The sequence below is a fragment of the Enterobacter sp. RIT418 genome, from assembly GCF_003057745.1.
Classification (GTDB): domain Bacteria; phylum Pseudomonadota; class Gammaproteobacteria; order Enterobacterales; family Enterobacteriaceae; genus Enterobacter.
This window is the reverse complement of sequence record NZ_QBJD02000002.1, coordinates 1-21043: the sequence shown is the minus strand read 5'-3', so window position 1 is coordinate 21043 and position 21043 is coordinate 1. Positions and strand designations below refer to the sequence as shown.

The window sequence follows — 21043 nt, the reverse complement described above, 5'->3', positions numbered from 1 at the left end:
CGGGTATTCCGCGCTGTGTAAGCAAAATGGACGCAATGTGAATATGTGTAAGATTGTTTAAATATTGGCGGGGTAATAAAAGGGGGATTAATCCTAAAGCTAAGAAAGTTCCGAGCCTGAATATCCTTAAATCTGGTAGTTCATGTTCGTCGGCTAAATAAATTTGGCTTTAGTCCGAAATATTCCTTATTCCTTAATAAGGGTGAGGTTATGGCGCGACGACCCTGCACAACGCGCGAAAAGGAGTTATCAAGGCCGCTGACATGTGCTACTAAGACGGGTCATATCATAAAAAAAGAAGGGAAACAGAGAATGTCTGTCAGTAAACTCGCCAGCAGCGCGCAGGCCCTGCAATCGTCCGCCATCCGGGAATTATTAAAACACAGCAAAATGGCGGGCGTGATTTCGCTTGGCGGCGGTATTCCTAACCCCGACCTGTTCGATCACGAAGGGCTGAAGATAGCCGCGGATGCCGTGCTATCGCAGCATTTTGGCGAGGCGTTTCAATACGGCCTGACCGAGGGCGTGCCGGGGCTGCGCGACGCGATCCAGCGCATCTGCGCAGGAAGGGGCATTGCCTGCAAGGCCGATGACGTGGCGATCACGTCCGGTTCGCAACAGTCTCTCGACGTGCTGGCCCGCGCGTTAATTAACCCAGGCGACACCGTCGTTGTCGAACGCCCGACCTATCTGGCCGCGCTGCAGGTATTTGGCCTGGCGCAGGCAAACGTTGAATCCGTGGGCACCGACGGTGACGGAATGAAAGTCGATGAACTGGAAGCGCTGGCGGCAAATAAAAACATCAAAGCCGTATATATTGTTCCGACGTTTGGTAACCCGGGCGGCGTAACGCTTTCTGAAGCGCGTCGTAAACAGCTGGTGGAATTATCGAAGCGCTATGATTTCGTTATTATTGAAGACGATCCCTACAGCGAAATTAATTATACCGACGAGACGTTCCGCCCGTTAATTGCCCATGCGAAAGATATCGGCAATGAAGATAACGTGGTATACACCTCAACCTTCTCCAAAATCCTCGCGCCGGGAACCCGCGTGGGCTGGGTGGTGGTGCCCGAGTGGCTAAAGCGCGCGGTGGTTAACCTGAAGCAAACCACCGATCTGCATACCAGTACGCTGTCGCAGCTGATGACCTACGAGTACCTGAAAACGGGCCGTCTGGCAGGGCAAATTACGCTGATCCGCGAAGCGTATCGCCAGAAGTACCTGACGTTTGCCACTGCGCTGGAAGCGGAGCTGGGTGACGTGATGACGTTCCACAAGCCGAAAGGCGGCATGTTCCTGTGGGCGAAAATGAACAACGGCATCAATACGACGAAATGGCTGGAAAAAACGCTCAGCAACGGCGTGGTGTTCGTCCCGGGCGAGTTCTTTTACTGTAATGAGCCGGACCAGACGACGCTGCGCATGTCGTTCGTGACGCCGACCGATGAACAGCTTGTTGAAGCGGTCAGACGCCTGAAAATCTCGCTGTAAGCAATGCCCCGGCAGGTTGAGTGAACGCTGCCGGGCTGTTGCATTCGGGTTCAGCCAAAAACATTATCCCACTTTTCGCTTTGCCATTAATTCCGCTGCGGTTTTTACCCGGCTCAGCTCTTCCTGCGTTCTGGCGTTAGTTTGCACTTCCCAGATATCAACATTTAGCTGCAGGTTCAGCCAGAATTCGATGCTGGTATCGAACGCTTTCGCCAGCCTGACGGCCATGTCGGCGGTAAGTTTCCGGTTATTGTTCACCAGTGCGCTAGCGGTATTGCGATGCACGTTGAGCATGTCCGCGAGGTCTGCAACTTTGAGGTTGAGCGGTTCAAGATATTCATACTGCAACACGTCGCCCGGCGTTGTCGGCTTACGTAATGCCTGTTGAAAAGTCATGGGTGATACCTCACTTGTGTAGCGTGTATTTGTGGGGGGAGAGGTAAAGATCTTCTGCCTTGCCGTCCGCCCACCTGAATACCAGCCGATACTGTCTGTTAATGCGAATAGAGAAAAAGCCGTCAAGGGGAGGATTCAGCGCTTCGAACCTGTTTCCCGGCGGCGAACGGAGATCGTTGTACGACGCGGCGGCATTGACCATATCCAGCTTTCTTGCCAAAACGGACTCGATGCTCGATGGAATGACGCTACTCGTCTTGCCATACAGAAAAAAATCCCTAAGCCATTCATCGCGAAAATGTTTAATGCTTTTTAGCATCATGGTGGTTAGCTCCTGTCCCTGTGAAGCTGAGGTCATGGTAATGCACCGATGCACTGTGCGCAAGTGCATGTCTTTCGTTAATAACGATAGTGTTACGGGGTATGAAAATGGAGGAAAGGGGAGCAAGTGAAAATGTGTTGATTCTGCGAGGCGGTTTCAGGGAAATCCCCTCATCTCAAATGAGAGAGGGGACGGATAATGCGTTTACCGCTCCCGCAGCGCCTCTTTCGCCCGGTTGAACGGCTTGATCATATAATCCAGCACCGTTTTCTCGCCGGTCTTGATATCCACCGTGGCGATCATCCCCGGCACGATCGAAAAGTGTCTGCCCGCCTTGTTCACCAGATAATCCTGGCTGGTGCGGATAAATACCCGATAGTAGAACACCTCCGGCTTGGCTTCGTCCTGAATGGTGTCCGGCGATATCGTTTCAACCACGCCGTGCAGGCCGCCGTAAATGGCGTAATCGTAGGCGGTGATCTTCACCAGCGCCTCCTGGTTGGGGTGGATAAAGGCGATGTCGCGCGGGGAGAGGCGGGTTTCAATCAGCAGGTGATCGTCCACCGGCACAATCTCCATCAGCTCGCCGTTGGGCGGAATAACGCCGCCGATGGTGGTGACCTTGATGTTTTTCACGATCCCGCGCACCGGGGATTTCACCGTCAGGCGCGTGACCGAATCCTCGCGTCCTTTGAGGATCGCCGACACCATATCCACCTCCGCGTTGGCCTTGGACAGCGCCTCGCGCGCCTGCACGTAGTACTGCGAGCGCACGTCGGTCAGCTTCAGCTCCAGATCGCTTTTTTGCCGCTGCAGCCGCAGCACCTCAACGTGGCTGGCCGCGCCGGTTTTGACCAGCCGCTGGGTGATCGCCAGCTCTTTGTTCGCCAGATCCAGCGCCGAGCGCAGCTCCCGCTGGGTGTCCTCCAGCTGCGCGCGCCGGGAGTTGTACAGGCGCGTTTCGGCCCCCGTCAGATCCGTCCACTTCGCCAGCGACGGCGGGAACTTAAGGGGCAGATCGTTCACCTCGGCGTACAGGCGCACGCTGGAGGCGAGGGCGGCCCGGTAGCGCGCCGCGCTTTCGCCGACGTTTGACTCCGAACGCGTCGGATCGAGGCGCGCCAGCACCTGTCCGGCCTGTACCTGATCCCCCTCGTGAACGTTCAGCTCGGTGAGGATCCCGCCGTCAAGTGACTGCAACACCTGCTCGCGCGAGCTGGGGATCACTTTGCCCGTTCCCGTCGAGACCTCGTCCAGCACCCCGAACCACGCCCAGATCCCGACGGCGACGAACAGCAGCAGGGAGAAAATCACGATGCGCCGGGCGCCGGTATAGCCGCTCTCCGAGTCGAGGGCGTTGTCCAGATCTTCCATTGCGGCAACGTCACGCTGACTGATTTTCATTTTTCCACTCCCGTCCGGTTGCCTGCTGCTGTTGCTGCTGCTGTTGCATACGGCTGTTGCTGAGCGCCTGCGCTTTCGGCGCATCCATCACCAGCATGCCCTCTTTCAGGACGACGACCCGCTCGACCAGCTCCAGCACCGGCACGCGGTGGGTAGCAACAATCAGCGTGCGGTTGCCGAGCCAGGCCCCCAGGCGCTGAATAAACTCGCGCTCGGTGTGCTCGTCCAGCGACGCGGTCGGTTCATCCAGCAGCACGATGTTCGGATCGCGAAGCAGCATGCGCGCCAGCAGGATAGACTGCCGCTGCCCGCCGGACAGCCCCACGCCGTTCTCCATAATCGGATAGTCCAGCCCCTTCGGCAGCTTCTGCACGAAGCCCGCCGCGCCGCACATCTCCAGCGCCTCAAAGATCTCCTCGTCGGTGGCGCGCGGCATGCCGAGGGTGATGTTCTCGCGCAGGGTGCCGTAAAACAGCCGCGCGTTCTGGGTCATAAAGCCGACGTTGCGCCGCACGTCCGCCACGTCCAGGTGCGGCAGGCTGAGGTTGTCGAGCCGCACTTCACCTCCGGCCAGATCCATACCGCCCGCCAGCGCCTGCAGCAGGGTGGATTTGCCCGCGCCGTTGCGCCCGAGGATCGCCACCTTTTCGCCGGGCTTGATCTCAAGGCGGTTGATGCGCAGCGCCATGCGCGGATCGTCCGGGTGATAGCGGAACTGTGCCTGCTCAAACAGATAGTGACCGCGCAGCACGTCCTGGCGGATCGGCGTCTCTTCCCGCTGGTTCTCGGTCGGCAGCTGCATAATGCTGTCCAGCCCCTCTTTCGCCGCCTTAACCTGCTGCCAGCGGGCCAGCACGCCGCACAGGGTCGCCATCGGGGCGATCATCCGCGACGCCAGCATCGAGGCCGCCACCACCGAGCCGGTGGTCAGGGTGCCGTCGATCACCATCGGGGCGCCCACCACGATCACCCCGGCGTAGACCAGGCTCTGGATCGTCATGCCCCAGTTGATCAGGTTCTGCGTCAGCTCGCGGGTGCGCAGGCCCGATTCGGCGGTGATCTGGATATAGCTGTTCCACTGCTGCAGGAAGCGGTTCTCCGCCTGCATCAGCTTGATGTCCTCCAGCCCCTGCACGCTCTCCACCAGCACCGCGTTGCGCAGGGTCGATTCATGCGCCGACTGCTTCGCCAGCTCGGCGAGCCGCTTTTGCAGCAGCAGGCCGGGCAGCACCATGATCACCGCCGCCACCGGGGCGATCCACGCCAGCTGCGGGGCGATGATCGCCAGCACGATCACGAACAGGAAGAAGAACGGCAGATCGACGATGGTGGAAATGGTGGAGGAGGTAACCATCTCGCGGATCTGCTCCAGCTCGCGCAGCTGGGAGATAAAGCTCCCGGTCGAGCGCGGGACCGCGCTGTTGCGCAGGCGCAGGGCGTGGCCGAAGACGCGATCCGAGACGCGCAGATCGGAACGCTTGCCCAGCAGATCCATGATGTGCCCGCGCGCCACGCGCAGCACGAAGCCGAACAGCGTGGCGATCAGCACCCCGATGGTCAGAACGTAGAGCGTCGGGTAGGACTGGGCGGGGATCACCCGGTCGTACACCTGCATGGAAAAAACAATCCCGGAAAGCGACAGCACGTTGATGAACAGCGCGGCGAGCATCACCCAGCTGTAGGGCCGCAGGTCGCGCATCACCAGGCGGTAAAGCCAGTCCGGGCGGTATTTCGAAATGTAGGCGTCCACGCGGCTGTCCTTCAGCGCGGCCAGCGGGCGCAGGGCGATCACGTGGCGGACGGCGGGCAGCATCGCCGCCATCGACAGGCGGTTGGTGTGCATCTTGTCGTCGAAAAAACAGACCTCAAGGGTGTCTTCGCCGTCGAAATGCTCAATCACGCCAATTTTCCCCCCGTCCAGCTCAACCACCACCGGCAGGCGCCAGCTGTTGATGGCCTGCTGGTCCGCCGTCAGCAGCTGAAACGACAGCCCCGCCTCGCGGGCGAGCTGGGTGAGGGCGGGCACCATCGGCTTCCCTTTTAGCCACGGCGCGCCGGCGATCAGCGCCCCGGGCGAACAGGCCACGCGGTAGCGGGTGGCGACGTAGCCGAACGCCTGCGCCCACTGCGCCAGCGCATCATCCGTTATGCTTTCCCCTTGCGGAATATCACCTGGCTTCATGGCTGGATCTCCACGGTCTGGATGGTGCGGTTATCAAGATCGAACGCGTGACGCAGGCGCCCGGTGTTGTACAGGCAGTTAAGCTGCAGCTGGTGCAATTGCCCGGCGGTCTGCTGCTGGGTGAAGCGGGCCTGGTAGACCTCCTGCTCCGCGTTGAGCACGTCGAGCAGCGGGCGGGAGCCGAGGTCGAGATACTGCTGCTGGTACAGCTCGCGGGTGCGGGCGCTGAGCGTCTCCTGGCGGCCCTGAATTTGCAGGGTGCTGAGCAGGCTCATCACCTGGCTGCGCGCCTCCAGCAGCTTTTGCCGCACGTCGAGGCGCGTGCGCTGGATGGTGGCCTGGGCGGATTCCACCGCATGCCCGGCGGCGTCGCGCCGCGCGGTCAGCCCGCCGCCCTGGTAGAGCGGCATTTGCACCTTAACCCACGCGGAGTACTGGGTGCGGTCACGCACCTCGCTGCCGGAGTAGCGGTCGTTAAGGTAGTGGCGCACCTCCGGCTCCAGCGAGACGGTCGGCGTCATCTGCGCGTTGGCGTAGTCGAGGTTCGCCTGCGCGACGTTGGCCTGCGCCCAGGCCGCCAGCACCGCGGGCACCAGGCGATCGTCCGGCTCGGCGATATCGCAGCTTCGCGTCAGGCTTGCAGGAAAGTCATTGCTCACGCCGTTCAGCCCGTCCCAGCCGAGGAAGCTCGCGAGCGTGGCGCGGGCGCTGTCGAGGCTCGCCTGGTACTGCATCAGCTGCGCCCGCGCGCCTTCGATGCGGGCATCGGTCTGCACCACGTCGGAGAGCGAGCTGGCCCCCTCGTCGTTACGCTGCTTCGCCAGCGTGCCGATGGAGGAGAGGGCGTCGAGCTGCTCTTTGGCGGTGTCGACCATCTGCTGCCAGGTCTGCACCTGCACCAGGGCGATGGCGGTGTCGTGGGCGATGGTGTCGATGCTGACCAGCACGTTCGCCTGCTGCTGGGCCACGCCCGCGCTTTCGGCGCGCACCTGGCTTGCCACCTTGCCAAAGTCGTACAGCATCTGTGAAAGCGAAAGCACCAGCGACGGCGTAAAGCCGTTGTCGTCCCCGTCGTGGGTGTAGCCGTTTTCCATCCCGGCGCTGATCTGCGGATAGTATTTCGATTTAGCGACGTCCACCTCTTCGCTCTGCTGGTAGAGCTTGCCCACCGCTTCGCTGATGGCGGGGTGCCAGGTCACCGCGCGGTTAACGGCTTCGCCGAGCTGCAGCGTGCCGGGTGCGGCTTTGCTGGCCACCGGGGCCACGCGTCCGCTCAGGGAGGGAAGCTCCTGCGCGTCGCGCAGGTCTTCGGTATTGATCGTCGAGGCCGGGTTTGCCGCGAGCGTGGGTACAGATATCAGGCAGCACGAGAGCCACCAGCAAGGCATCTTCTTTCCCATGTCATGTCCCTAATAAATGAGTACAGCTTTATTGTTTATGCCCGGGCGCTGCGCGCCCGGGTCAGGTGGTGCTTGTTATTGTCAGGTAATGATGTGCTGCTGATTGACCAGCTCGTCGTAGGTGGTTTGCACGTTATCCAGCGTCACCAGCGTGGTGTTGGTGTACGTGCTTCCCGCGCCGTCGCGGTCGATGGAGATCACCGTACTGCCGCCGCTCTGGGTGACGTGGAGATAGTTCCCCAGCGTTGAGGCGCTGCCGTTCCAGCCCACCAGCAGGTCGCCGATGTCGATTTTGTCCCCCTGCGAGAGCGAGAAGTTGGTCCAGTGGTCGCCCGCGGTGCTGCTGACGTTGCCGCCCGTACCGTTGCCTGCGGTGGTGTTCAGCACCTGGTAGATCAGCGTGTCGGCATACGCGGTGCCGGTAATCAGATCGTTGTGTTCCGAGCTGATGAACTGCGGCGCCATGTTGATGGTCAGCGTCGCGCTGTCCGTTTTCCCGCCCGCGTCGGTCAGGGTGTAGTTGAAGACCTCCTTCGAGGTGATGCTGGAGAGCGAAACGCCAGCGTTCAGGGTGTAGGTGTAGTGGCCGTCTGCGGCAATCGCCAGCGTGCCGTAGTGCCCGACGACGTTGACCGTGGCGCTGCCGGCGTACGGGTCAAGGGTGGTGCTGACGCCGTTATAGCCGGTGATGCTCAGGCGCGTATCCACCGAGTGCAGCTGATCCATCGCCCCGGCGGAGTCCGTGCCGTCAAAGATATTGCCGTTGACGGTATGCCCGCTGGTGGAATCAAACTGGCTCAGGGAGTAGGAGGTCCCGGTGACGCTCGGGGTAATGGTGATATTCCCCACGCCGAGCGCCGGTATGCTGCCGGTGTAGCTCAGGGTGTAGGTTCCCGCGTTCAGATCGAGGCCCGTCAGGGCAATATCCGCATTGCCGCCCAGCAGCAGCCCGCCGCCGAAGGAGCCCGAGCGGACCGTGGTGCCGCCCTGCGAAATCGTCCAGTTGACCGTCAGGCCGCCCAGCGTGAGGAGCGAGGCGACGTTGAAGTGCAGCACCACGTTATGCAGCGCCGTGTTCGGGTCAACCACGAAGGTGCCGCTGCCGCTGCCCGAGGTGGTTGCCAGCAGCGCCGCGTTCCAGCTTGCGGTCCCCACCGTGGTATCCGAGTACAGCGACGTGTGGTGTACCGAGGTCACGTCCATCACGCTGCTGACGTCGTTGACCGCGTCCATCGCCCGCGCGGTAGGGGTGATGTTCAGCGAGGCGGTGTCCTTCGCGCCCGTTGGCGAGGTGATGGTGTAGACGAAGGTGTCCGGCGTGCTGATGTGGTCCGCGCCGATACCGGTTTTAAGGGTGTAGGTGTACTGGCCGGAGGCGTTAATGGTCAGCGTGCCGTATTCCCCGACGATGGTGGTCGTACCGTTGGCGTTAACCGCCACGCCGTTGACGTCCGTGACCGTGGTCCCTGACGGCGCAATATCGTCCGCCAGCACGTCGCCCGTGGTGCTCGCCCCGACGCTCGACACGCTGTAGACGTGATCTTCCAGCACGTTGAGCGTGTAGGCGGTCAGCGCGGTGATCCCCGCCGCGGTGTTGAGCAGGAACAGGTACTCGCCGGAAGGCAGGTTAAGCGTCAGCTGGGACGAGGTGCCGCCCAGCAGCGGCGCGCGCAGCCAGCCCGGCTGGACGCGCATCTGCTCGAAGGTCTGGGTCGCGTCGTTGAACTTGTAGATGTAGAGATCGAACACCGAGGCCAGGGCCACGCCGCCGACGGAGGCCTGGATGGTCATGGTGCGGGTGGTGCCTTCCTCCACGTTATAAATGATCGGGTTGCTCAGGTCGTCCAGCAGGTTCAGCCCCAGCGTGCTGCCGAGGTTGATCCCCACGACGGTGAAGCCGCCCTGCGACGAAGTGCCGTTATTGATCTCATGCACCGTGGTGTCGTAGGTCAGCGACGCCGTGTCGTCCACCGCCACGATGCCGGTCGCCACGGTGCCTGCGCCGAGGTTCAGCACCAGGCTGGCCGACGCCGACGCCCCGTTGTGGGTGATGGTGTAGGTGAAGCTCTCCGTGCGCCCCAGCACGGCGGCGCTGGTGTTGGTCAGATTATAGGTATAGCTGCCGTCGAGGTTGATGGTCAGCGTGCCGTACAGGCCCTGAACCACGGTGCCGTTGGCGGTGACGTTCACCGTGTCGCCGTTGGCGTTTGTGACCGCGCTGACGGTAGTGCCCGCAGGGGCGTTGTCGCTGCCCGTTGTCGGATCGACGTCAAGGATCACGTTCCCGGTCAGGCTGGTTTCGCCCGTCACGGTGCCCGCGCTGGTCTCCTTCACGCCCACGTCAATGCTGGTGTAAGAGCCGGTCGCCAGCAGGTTGGTGTTGTAGCTCAGCACGCGGTACTGGCCGTCGGCAAGCCCGTTCAGGTTGAGCGACACGCCGTTCGCCCCGAGCGTCAGCAGGTAGGCCCACTGCGGCTGCCCGGTATCAACCACGGTCGTCCAGGTGTTGTTCGCGGCGTCAAAGCGCTGCACCACCAGCTCGAGGGTGTTCAGCAGCGAAAGCACCGCGCCCGTGGCGTTGGCGTTCACCACGATATCCGCGCTGCCGCCGGTGCCGACGGTAAAGCCGACCTGCGCGGTGTCGTTGCCGAGCAGGGTCAGGGCATTGCCGAGCGCGCCCACCAGCAGGAAGCCGTAGTCGCTGTACTGCGTATTGGTGACGGTGGCGGTAGTGCTAAGTTCCAGCTCCTCAAGGTTGGTGCTGGCCGACAGCGGCACGACCGGTGCGACCACGGACCCCGGCTGTGAGACGTTACCGGCCGCGTCCGTGGCGGTGATTTGCAGCGTCTGGCCTTCGGTCTGCTTGTTGAGGAAGGTGTAGCTGTAGGTGCTGTTGCTGCCCGCGACGGTAGTGACCGTGTTGCCTCCGCCGAGGTTGATGGTGACGGTGCTGCCCGCTTCGGCGGTGCCGGTCAGCACGCTGCCGTCGGCGTTAAAGGTGCCGGACGGCGCTCCCGGAGGCGTGAGGTCGACAATCACGGTGGTGGCAATGGAGACCGGGCTGGTGCCGGAACCGTTACCCGCCGTGGCCGTGAAGGCATGAGAGCCTTCCGTCAGCGTTGGGGTGGTGAAGGTCCAGCTGCCGGTGCCGTCGGCAACCACGGTGCCCATCGCCACGCCGTTGTTGTACAGCGTGACGGTGGAATTGGGCTGCGCCGTGCCGCTCAGGGTCGGCGTCGCGTCATCGGTCGCTTTCCCGTTGGTCAGATTCCCCTGGATCGTGCCGACGTTATCGGCCACGGTCACAATAATCGGCGCGTTTGGCACGGTGGTGAACGGCGCGGACACCGACGCGCTTGCGCCCGCGTTTCCGGCCCTGTCGGTAGCGTAAACCAGCAGCGATTCGCCGCCCGTCTGCGCCGGCGTAATGGTGGCGTTAAAGTTGCCGTTACCGTCCGCCGTCGCCGTGCCGAGCACCGTCCCGGTGCTGGAGGTAATCGTGACGGTACTGCCCGCTTCCGCGACGCCGGTCACGTGCGTCCCGTTGGTGATGACGGCAAGCGTGGTGGGCAGCGCAGGCGGCGTCAGGTCCACCGTGATGCTGGTTGGCGCGGAGGCGGCGCTGGTGTTGCCCGCCGCGTCGGTGGCGGTAACGGTAAAGCTGTGCGGCCCCTCGCCCAGCGCAATGCTGGTTTGCGGCAGCGTCCAGGTGCCGTTGGCATCGGCCGTTACCGTGCCCACCAGCGTGGTGCCGTCATAGATGCGCACGGTCGAATTGGCTTCGGCGGTGCCGTTCAGCGTTGGGCGCGGGTCGTTGGTCGGGTTGCTGCCGGTAATCGGGCCGGTCACGCTGCCCACGTCATCGACGATCGAGGTGATGGTCGGGACGGTCGGCGCGGTGGCATCGACGTTAACCACGTACGCGGCGGTAGGATCGCTGACGTTACCCGCCGCGTCCGTCGCCGTCACGGTAAACGAGTGCTGCCCGTCGCCAAGCGTTGGCGTATAGCTCCACGCGCCGCCGGTGGCGGTCACGGTGCCGACTAGCGTCGTGCCGTCGTAGATTTTGATCGTCGTTCCCGCTTCCGCGGTGCCGCTGAGCGTCGGCTGGTTATCGTTGGTCAGGCCGCCGTTGGTAATCGGCGTGGCGGCATTGCCCACGTCGTCGGTGACGCTGACGATGACCGGTACGGCAGGCGGCGTGGTGTCAATCGTCAGGCTAAAGCTCGCCGACGGCTGGCTGGTGTTGCCCGCGGCGTCCGTCGCCTGGGCGGTAAAGCTATGCGGGCCCGTGCCCAGCGTGGTGGTGAGGGTTATCGCCCAGCTGCCGCTGGCGTCGGCCACGCCGGTTCCCACCAGCGTTGTGCCTTCATAGATCCGCACCGTCGCGTTCGGTTCGCTGGTGCCGATCAGGCGCGGCACGGTGTCGTCGGTGGTCTGGCCGCTGCCGAGCTGCCCGGTCACCGCGCCGACGTCGTCCAGCGCGTAGGTGATGACCGGCGCGTTTGGCGCAGCGGTATCGACAATCACCGTAAAGCCCGGCGAGGCAGGGCTGACGTTGCCCGCTGCGTCGGTGGCCGTGGCGGTCCAGGTGTGGCTGCCGTTGGCTAATGCCGGCGGGGTAAAGGTCCACGCGCCGGCACCGTCCGCCTGCGCGGTGCCAACCGCCGCGCCGTTTTCATAAATCGTGACGGTCGAGTTCGGCTCGGCCGTGCCGTTCAGCGTTGGCGTGGTGTCGTCGGTGCTCTGGCCGGAGGTGAGCGGGGTCTGAATCGTGCCGACGTTGTCGCTGGCCGTGGTAATGGCCGGGGCCAGCGGCACGCCCGTATCCACCGTCAGGTTAAACGGCTGGCTGGTCGGGCCGGTATTGCCCGCCGCGTCGGTGGCGTTGAGCGTGACCGCGTGCGGGCCGTCCGCCAGCGCCGTGGTCGGCGTGAAGGTCCAGTTGCCCTGGGCATTGACCAGCGCGGTGCCGACCTCGGTGCCGTCCACGATGACGTGGACGGTCGCGCCGACTTCCCCGGTGCCGTTGAACGTTGGGCGCGCGTCGTTGGTGGCGCTGCCGCTGGTCAGCGTGCCGGTGACCGGGCCAACGTCGTCAATCACGGTCGACAGCGCGGGCAGGGCTGGCCCGGCCGTGTCGACGGTGAAGCTGTAGACCGGTGAGTTAGCCGAAACGTTGCCCGCCGCGTCGGTGGCGTTGATCCTGATCGAATAGCTGCCGTCCGCCAGCGGCGTGGCAGGCGTAAAGCTCCACGTTCCCCCTGCGATAACCGTTGCAGAACCTATTTCAGTCCCGTTGTTGAAAATATGCACCACGCTGCCGACCGCGCCGGTTCCGCTCAGCGTTGGCGTGTTGTCGTTGGTCACCTGTCCGGTCGCGATATTGCCGAGGATGCCGCCGACGACGTTATCTTCGACGCCGGTCAGGGTTGGCACGGTTGGCGCGACGGTATCGACCGTCACGTTCCAGGCCGCGGAGGCGCTGCTGACGTTTCCTACCGGGTCTGTCGCCACTGCCGTGAAGCTGTGGGCGCCTTCGCCAAGCGCCGTTTCCGGCGTAAAGGTCCAGGCACCGCTGGCGTTGGCGGTGACGACGCCAATTTGCGTGGCACCGTCAAAGATCGCCACCGTGCTGTTTGGCTCTGCCGTGCCGCTCAGCGTTGGCGTGGTGTCATCGGTTGTACTGCCGCTCGGCACGTTGCCCGTGACGGTGTCGACGTTATCGCTGACGCCAACGATGACCGGCGTGACGGCGCTCGTGTCGACCACCACGTTAAAGGCCGGAGAGGCCGCGCTCTGGTTCCCCGCCGGGTCCGTTTCCCGAATGGTCAGCGCGTGGCTGCCTTCCGCCAGCGGCGTCGACGGAGTAAAGCTCCAGGTGCCCGTTTGGCCGACGACCACGCTGCCGATGGAGACGCCGTCGCTGTAGACGGTGATGGTGTCGCCCGCCTTCGCGCTGCCGGTCAGGGTCGGCTGGGTATCGTTGGTGGACTGGCCGCTGGTAAGCGCGCCCGTGCCCGGGCCGACGTCGTCAATCACCGAGCCGATAACCGGCGTTGTCGGCGCGGTCAGGTCGATGGTCACGCTGGCGGCAGGGGAGCGGCCGCTGGTGAACAGCCCCACGGTAGTGGTCGCTTCGAAGGTGTGCGGGCCTTCGCCCAGCGCCTGAAGCGCCGTTGCGGTGTACGTCCAGGTGCCGCCAGCGCCGACCGGAATAATGGCGAATGGGATCAGGCTGCCGTCCAGGTAGAGCGTCACGGTGCTGCCCGCCACGGCGGTCCCGCTGATGGTTGGGGTGGTGTCGTCGGAGGTTTTGCCCAGCACGCTGCCGGTCACGCTGCCGACGTCGTCGGTGATATCGGTGATGATCGGCACGTCGGGCAGGCCCGCGGTGACGCCCGTGACGGTGAGCGACGACGGATCGCTGGCGTTGCCCGCCGCATCGGTTGAGGTCACGGTGAGGTCCGCGCCGTTGGCCTGCGCCGGGCTGACCGCTACGGAGAACGCGCCGCTGCCGTCCGCGACGCCGGTGCCAATCACCGTACCGCCACTGTCTTTAATGGTGATGGTGGTGCCCGGATCGGCATTCCCGGTTACCGGCGTGCCCTGGGCGTTGATGGCCAGATTGCTCGGGTCCGCCGGAGGAATGCTGTCCACGGTGACTACCGTGGTCGGGCTGGTGGTGCTGTTGCCCGCGGCGTCCGTCGCGATAACGGCGATGCCGGTGCTGCCCTGGTCGAGCGGGGCGGTCGGCGTGAAGGTCCAGGTGCCGTCGGCGGCCACGTTGGCGAAGCCCACCGACGTTTCGTTAACGAATACCTCTACGGTGCTGCCCGGCTCCGTTTTGCCGGAGATCGTCGGCGTGGTGTCGTTGGTGTAGAGCACGTTGTTTGCCAGCGTGCTGCTGGAGATGCTGTCGATCTGCGGAATGGCGGGCGGCACGGTATCGACGGTGACGTTAAACTGGGCGCTCGGCGCGCTCGGGTTGCCCGCCGCGTCTACCGAGACGGCGGTCAGGTGCAGGGTGCCGTCCGGCAGGGCGGAAGGCGTCACCGTCCAGGTGCCGTTCACCACCGTCGCTTCGCCAATCGCCACGCCGTTGTTGTAAACAATCACCCTGTCGCCGTTTACGCCCGTGCCGGTAATGGCCGGGGTATTGTCGTCCGTGGCGCCGCCGGCTGTCGCGCCACCGGCCAGGGTAATGACCGGAGAGGCCGACGGCGTGGTATCGACGTTGATGGTGATCGGATCGGAGGTCAGCGATACGTTGCCCGCTTCGTCGGTCGCGGTGGCGGTGTACTGGTGAGAGCCTTCATCGATGTTGGCGTCCGGCCTCCAGCTCCAGTCCCCGCTGGCGTTGGCGGTGACGCGGCCCACCTCAACCGGCGCGGCCCCGTCCTGGCTGTCATAAATAATCACTTCGGCGTTCGGTTCGGTTTTACCGCTCAGCACCGGACGCGGGTCGTTGGTGCTGCCGCCGTCCGCCACCGGGCCGGTGATTTGGCTGACGCTGTCGGTAACGGTTGGGGTGGCCGGTTTGTCCGGCGCGTCGGTATCAATCACGATGGTAACCGGCTGCGATGGCGAGCTTTCGTTGCCCGCGCCGTCCTTGTTGGTGACGGTCAGGGTCACGTCATAGGTGCCGTTAGCGAGCGGCGGGGCGGTCCAGGTCCAGGTGCCGTCGTTGCCAACGGTGACCTCGGTCTGCTTCACGCCGTCCACGTAAATGGCGACCGTATCGCCCGCCGTGCCCGTGCCGCTCAGGGTAGGGGTGGTATCGCGGGTGGTTTCCCCCGGGTTCAGCGCGACTCCCGCGCCGCCGTCAGGGTTAACGGTGACGGCCGGCGCATCCGGCGTGCCCGGCGCAACGGTATCGATCACCAGGCTGAACGGCGGCGAGGTGGTGATGTTACCCGCCGCGTCGGTGGCCCTGACGGTGAGGGTGTGCGTGCCGTCGGTCAGCGGGGTGGTTGGGGTGAAGCTCCAGCCGCCGCTGCCGTTGAGCGTGGCGGTGCCGAGCAGCGTCGTGCCGTCATACACGGTAATGGTGCTGCCCGCCGGCGCGGTGCCCTGCAGTACGGGGCGAGTTTCATCCGTTGGCGTGCCGCTGGTGACCGGGCCGGTCACGTCCCCGGTGTTATCGGTTACCGTACCGATCGTCGGCGTGCCCGCTGGCGTGGTGTCGATGTTCAGGGTAAAGCCGCCGGTAGGATCGCTGGCGTTGCCCGCCGGGTCGATTGCCACGGCGGTCAGCGCGTGGCTGCCGTCCGGGATGGCGGTTGGCGGCTGGAAGCTCCAGCTGCCGTTTGCGTCCACCGTCGCGGTGCCGATCTGCGTGCCGTCAATGCGAATGCTGATGGTGCTGCCCGGCTCGCCGGTCCCGCTGATGACCGGGCGGTTATCGTTCGTCGGCTGGTTGCTGGTCAGCGGCCCGGTGTAGCCTTCGACGGCATCCACCACCTGGGTTATAGCCGGGGTCGCGGGCGGCGTGAGATCGATGGTGATGCTCCAGCTGTTCGATGTGCCGCTGGCGTTGCCTGCGCTGTCGACGGCGGTGGCGGTAAAGACGTGCCCGCCCGCCGTCAGGTTGGCCGGTGGCGTAAAGGTCCAGACCCCGCCCGCCGGGATCACCAGCGTGCCGATTTGCGTCTGACCGTCAAAAATGTACAGGCGGGTGCCCGCTTCGCCGGTGCCGTTAAGGGTCGGAGTGCCGTCGTTGGTCAGGCCGCCGTTAGCGATCGGCCCTACGGAAGTTTGCACATCATCTACCACTGAGGTGATAACCGGCGTCTCGGCGGGGAGCAGGTCCGGCGCGATCGCGGAGGCCGTCGGGCCGGTGTTTCCGGCCTTATCGGTGGCATCGGCGGTCAGCGTTTCGCCGTTAAGCACTTTGGGCACGAGCTGAATAAGGAACGTGCCGTCGTCTCCTGCTTTGCCGCTGGCGATCTCGGTACCGCCGGGGCCCTTGATGCTGACGGTGCTGCCCGGCTCGGCCGTGCCCGTAATGGCGGTGCCGTCAGGAAGCACCTTCACGTTTTCAGGGGCGAGCGGATCGGTGGTGTCAGGCGCGGTGGCTGTGCCCGGCTGGCTGACGTTGTTCGCCGCGTCGGTCGCGACCACCTGCAGCGTTTCGCCGTTGGTTTGCGCTGGCGTAATGCCGATAGAGAACGTGCCGTCGCTGCCCGCCTTGCCGGTGCCGATGACGTCTCCGGCCGAATCTTTTATCGTCACCGTGCTGTTGGCTTCGGCTTTACCCGTTACCGTTTTGCCGTCGCCGGAGACCACCAGATCGCTCGGCGGGATCGGCGGCGTGGTGTCGGGCACGACCTGAATCGAGTTGGCGTTCGCCACCGGGCTAACGTTACCGGCGGCATCAACTGCCGTGACGTGTATGAGCGCGCCGCCGGGCTGCGGAGGAGCGAGGGTAATGCTGTAGTTTCCGTTCGCATCCACGGGAGCCGAACCAATCCGGTTGCCGTTGCTGTCGGTGATGATAATCGTGGTATTGGCATCAGCGTGCCCGGTCGCCACCGTGCCCGCGGCGTTCAGTGAGGCCGTCGGCCTGTCTGGCGCGGTCACGTCGACGATCAGGGTGATGGCCGCAGAAGGAACGCCCACGTTGCCCGCCGCGTCGGTGGCGGTGGTGGTGATTTTGTGAGCGCCCTCGCTCAGGTTAACGGACGGCGTGAATGTCCAGGCGCCGCTGGCGTTGGCGACCGCCGTACCAATGGCGGTGCCGTTGTCATAGATCGTGACGGTCGCCCCTGCTTCCGCCGTTCCGCTGAGGGCAGGGCGCTGGTCATTGGTGCTGGAGCCGTTGCTGAGCGCGCCGGTGTTAGGTGCCACGTCATCGGTAATGGCGGTGACGACGGGGGCCGCGGGGGCAACGGTATCGACGATAAAGGTCACCGCCGTTGACGGCGCGCTGGTGTTTCCGGCGGCATCGGTGGCGGTGGTGGTGATCGAATGACTTCCTTCAGAAAGGGCCGTGCCCGGCGTAAAGGTCCACTTGCCGCTGGCGTCCGCCCTGGCAGTGCCAATCTGCTTGCCGTTGTCGTAAATCGTGATGGTGGCACCGGCCTCTGAGATACCGCTGAGGGTTGGGCGAGCGTCGTCGGTACGCTGGCCGTTGGAGAGCGGCCCCGTTTCGGCACCCACGTTGTCGTCAACGGTCACAATGTCCGGGGCGTCCGGCACGGTGAGGTCAGGCGCGGTGACGTGTCCGGCCTGGCTGGTGTTGCCCGACGAGTCCGTTGCCGTGGCGGTGATCTGCTCGCCGTTGGTCAGGGGCGTGCCAAGCTCAATCGTAAATTTGCCGTCGCTGCCGGCTTTGCCTGTCCCCACTACGTGGCCGCTGCTGTCTTTCAGCGTGATGGTGCTGCCCGGCTCCGCGGAACCGGTCACGGTGGAGCCGTCCGGGGAAAACTTCAGATTCGATGGTGCGCCAGGCGCCGTCGTGTCGGGAGTCGACGGATTGCCCGGATTGCCAGGATTACCGTTGTTGCCGTTATCGTCATCGCCACCACCACCTCCTCCACCGCCGCCGGCTGCCAGCGCAATGCCGCCGCCGACCGCCAGAGCGCCCAGCACCCAGGGCCAGACCGCGGCGCCGCCGGTATCGGAGCCCGATGACGCTATCAGCGCATCGACGGAGGAAATCGCTTCGTAGTGTTCTACGCCGGTTGGATCTTCAATCCACCACAGCGCGCCGTTACTCTCTTCCAGCACCAGCTGGCTCGCCCCCTGCGCGTCGTTAACGTAGAAATTTTTGAGCGTAATCACTTCACCTGAATGAAGTGATATCACCAGATCGTTACCGCTGCGGGAGTAGTGAGCGATATCGGCTCGCGCTACGTGAAGCTTAACGATAGAGGAGTGGTCCAGTGCGACCTGGGTGCCCTCTGTGGTGGTTTCCACGCCAGTAAGTTTCGATATAACAGAGATTTGGCTCATACAATTATTACTCCAGCAGAGTTATTTAAACGGCGTGCAGGACATTACCCCCTCCGTGATGTGGGAAAACGCGCTCCCGGCGGAGCCGCTGTTATTAATAAAGCGCTCACCGTGACATTTCTTTAGAGCGGCCGATGCCCGCCAGCATCAGAGTGGCAACATCAGGGGCGAATCTCATTATTTATTAGAAGTGGCGTTGTCTTTTTATTTTTTCGTGATATATAAACCTTGTGATTAATAGAGGTATTATTTTAGACGACCTAAAAATGATATAGCCATAAAGTTATAAATATGCAAACCCAGCCTGTGTAATCGGCAGGTATTTTATTTTGATGCACAACAACTGTGACCTTAGACATGGTTTCACGTTTCACCTTTTGAGGCGTGGTGCGGCCTGTAGCGCCGCGCCTGGGTGCTGCACGGTGGTGGGGGTGTAAAGAGAAAATAAAGGAATAGCGTTATTTATTAATATATTTTGTTATTAGTTTAACGTCGCTTAAATAGAGTTTAAGATAGGGTAAAGTATTTGTGATTTTGATATATGATGTATTCTTATGTTTTTTTAATAAATTATGGCGAATAATGAATGTTATGCTACGGCACAGGAAATAATAATGCGCGCAAGCCGAGTAGAAAAAAATACTCCAATAAATTCGTTGAGATAATACGATGGATGTATGAGTTTTTCGGTGACGCAAGCGAAGCCGCAAAATGAAAAAAGGCCGCGAGGGCGGCCTTTTGAACGAGCGTGGATTACTCGGTAACTTTTTTCTCTAAATCGCTGGCACCTTGCTTGGTTTTGTTCCAGCCTTTCTCTGCACCTTCTTTAGTGGCATCCCACCCTTTTTCAGTGCCTTCTTTGGTTTTATGCCAGGCTTTCTGTGAATCTTCACTCACCTTGCTGCCAAAGCTCTCGCTTTTACCTTCAGCGGCGTGCTGCTGCTTAAGCTTCAGCTCTTCACCCTTGTTCTGCTCTTCATGCAGCTTTTGCTTTGCGTCGTTGGCGTTAGCGTTTGCCGCAGCTACGGTGTCGTCAGTTGCGTGTGTAGTTGCAGCAAAAACGGGAGAAGCCAGCAGAACGGCAGACAGTGCAATGATTGTTTTTTTCATAATATCCTCATTTAACGTTTCGGTTATGAGCGGGATTCAGCATGACATAAGCGAACCGATGAGTCTCCAGGAAAAAACTGTAAGTGGATCGTGGCGCTATCGCGAGGGGCTTTCTTATAAGAAGGAGCACATGTAAGAAAATATATCCCGGAAGCATTAGCTCTGGCCATGAGCCTGCGTAGAGGATTCACGCTTTCAATTAATAAGGCGGTCGAGGGTATTTATGTAGTGAATTTTTCATTGATGGGTTTTTGCATAATGTATGGAATCGAACTTATCTTTTGCGTTTTGTATCCTGGCTCACGGTTTTTTCTGCAAGAAAATTCCTAGGTTTTTTCTCGGATTTAAGAAGATATATCATATTATTAATGAAAGTCTTATTATGGACCCAGTGTAAGGAGCATAACGGTTTGAATTTCTTTTTACGCTGTGTATCTTATGCTCCCCGCAAGGTGTGCTTTTTCTGTATTGATAAATATCAATTTACGGCCCGTAAGGTTGTATTGAGCCAATATTTTTAACATAATTAGATAATCATTCTTTCATTTGTTTAATAAGTAGTGACTCCACCCTCTTTTACGCTGCGTTTGCAGTAGGCTTCTCTCCTCAATTCAGAAGAAAATTCTTAATAAAATTCCTAAAATGGATCATTGATCTGCTAAGTTGATCTTGGGTGGATTTTTATTCTATTATGGCTTCGCTAAAAAACCGCTGTTCAATTACTCTTCATTCCTTAAGGAAAGGGACTGCTATGGCTGATACGTTCCAGAACGAAGTGCCTAAGGCACGCATCAATTTAAAACTGGCTTTACACACGGGGGGAGCGCAAAAGAAAGTTGAATTGCCTCTGAAGCTATTGACCGTTGGCGATTTCAGTAATGGCAAAGAGTCCCGTCCGTTATCTGAAAGAGAGAAAATCAACGTCAACAAAAATAACTTCAACAGCGTGCTCTCAGAATTTTCTCCGGAAGTAAATCTTACCGTCAAGAATACGCTGGCGGGCGACGGCTCGGAGGAGAGCGTGAAATTACGCTTCTCAGATATGAAAGACTTCGAGCCAGAGCAGGTTGCACGCCAGATCCCTCAGCTGCGCGCCATGCTGGCCATGCGTAATTTATTACGCGACCTCAAATCCAATCTGCTGGATAACGCCACTTTCAGAAAAGAGCTCGAGAAAATTCTTAAAGATCCGGCGCTGTCCCAGGAATTACGCGATGAGATGAGCGCGCTTGCCCCGAAATAAGGCGCGCACGTTTTTTTAATGGATTACACGAGAGAATGCTGATGTCTGTTAATACTGAAACAAGCCCGGCACAGGGGCAAACCACGGTTCTTGAGAAAGAGGGCGTTTACGCGTCTCTTTTTGAAAAAATTAATCTTGCTCCGGCGTCAAGCCTGGGCGATATCAACGCGTTTCTGGACGATGCGGCGCTGTCCGAAGCCCCGGCGGGCGAACGCCTGACCGCCGCGATGCAGGTCTTCATGGACTGCATCCGCAAGTCCGGACAGCAGGTGGAAAAACTCGACAAAACGCTGATTGACCACCACATCGCCGAACTGGACTTCCAGATCAGCCGCCAGCTCGACGCGGTGATGCACCACCACGAGTTCCAGAAGGTGGAATCCCTGTGGCGCGGCCTGAAGCAGCTGGTGGACAACACCGACTACCGCCAGAACGTGAAAACCGAAATCCTGGACGTTTCGAAAGACGACCTGCGCCAGGACTTCGAAGATGCGCCTGAACTGATTCAAAGCGGCCTGTACTGGCACACCTACACC

The 21043-nt window shown here is 61.3% G+C and carries 10 protein-coding genes; 3 read left to right on the top strand and 7 right to left on the bottom strand.

Annotation, left to right across the window (positions count from 1 at the left end):
* The first annotated feature begins 312 nt into the window (after positions 1-312).
* Complete coding sequence (locus DBY73_RS02355) at positions 313-1494, top strand: PLP-dependent aminotransferase family protein (RefSeq protein WP_112009623.1); 1182 nt, start codon at positions 313-315, stop codon at positions 1492-1494.
* Between the two features lie 63 nt (positions 1495-1557).
* On the opposite strand, the gene DBY73_RS02350 is transcribed toward DBY73_RS02355, so the two are convergent.
* The 7 genes from DBY73_RS02350 to DBY73_RS02320 all read right to left on the bottom strand — a co-directional run bounded on the left by DBY73_RS02350 (position 1558) and on the right by DBY73_RS02320 (position 19264).
* On the bottom strand, positions 1558-1890 hold the full coding sequence (locus DBY73_RS02350) for a HigA family addiction module antitoxin (RefSeq protein ID WP_112009622.1): 333 nt from the start codon (positions 1888-1890) through the stop codon (positions 1558-1560).
* Positions 1891-1900: 10 nt separating this feature from the next.
* Entirely contained in the window at positions 1901-2209 is a 309-nt protein-coding gene (locus DBY73_RS02345; protein WP_112009874.1) for a type II toxin-antitoxin system RelE/ParE family toxin, read from the bottom strand.
* A gap of 207 nt (positions 2210-2416) precedes the next feature.
* Positions 2417-3586: an HlyD family efflux transporter periplasmic adaptor subunit gene (locus DBY73_RS02340; RefSeq protein WP_112009873.1), complete on the bottom strand. Its 1170-nt coding sequence runs from the start codon at positions 3584-3586 to the stop codon at positions 2417-2419.
* 10 nt (positions 3587-3596) lie between these two features.
* Complete coding sequence (locus tag DBY73_RS02335) at positions 3597-5798, bottom strand: type I secretion system permease/ATPase (RefSeq protein ID WP_112009621.1); 2202 nt, start codon at positions 5796-5798, stop codon at positions 3597-3599.
* Positions 5795-7198, bottom strand: coding sequence for a TolC family outer membrane protein (locus DBY73_RS02330; RefSeq protein WP_112009620.1), 1404 nt, complete (start codon positions 7196-7198; stop codon positions 5795-5797). The genes DBY73_RS02335 and DBY73_RS02330 overlap by 4 nt, the downstream gene beginning before the upstream one ends.
* A gap of 81 nt (positions 7199-7279) precedes the next feature.
* A complete protein-coding gene (locus DBY73_RS02325) occupies positions 7280-18154 on the bottom strand; it encodes a BapA/Bap/LapF family large adhesin (protein ID WP_112009619.1) in 10875 nt (3624 codons plus the stop codon).
* A gap of 753 nt (positions 18155-18907) precedes the next feature.
* Complete coding sequence (locus DBY73_RS02320; RefSeq protein WP_112009618.1) at positions 18908-19264, bottom strand: hypothetical protein; 357 nt, start codon at positions 19262-19264, stop codon at positions 18908-18910.
* Between the two features lie 751 nt (positions 19265-20015).
* Here DBY73_RS02320 and tssB point away from each other — a divergent pair.
* On the top strand, positions 20016-20507 hold the full coding sequence (tssB, locus tag DBY73_RS02315; protein ID WP_112009617.1) for a type VI secretion system contractile sheath small subunit: 492 nt from the start codon (positions 20016-20018) through the stop codon (positions 20505-20507).
* Positions 20508-20542: 35 nt separating this feature from the next.
* Positions 20543-21043 (top strand): type VI secretion system contractile sheath large subunit (locus tag DBY73_RS02310; RefSeq protein WP_181573194.1); only part of this gene is annotated, 501 nt, incomplete at its 3' end.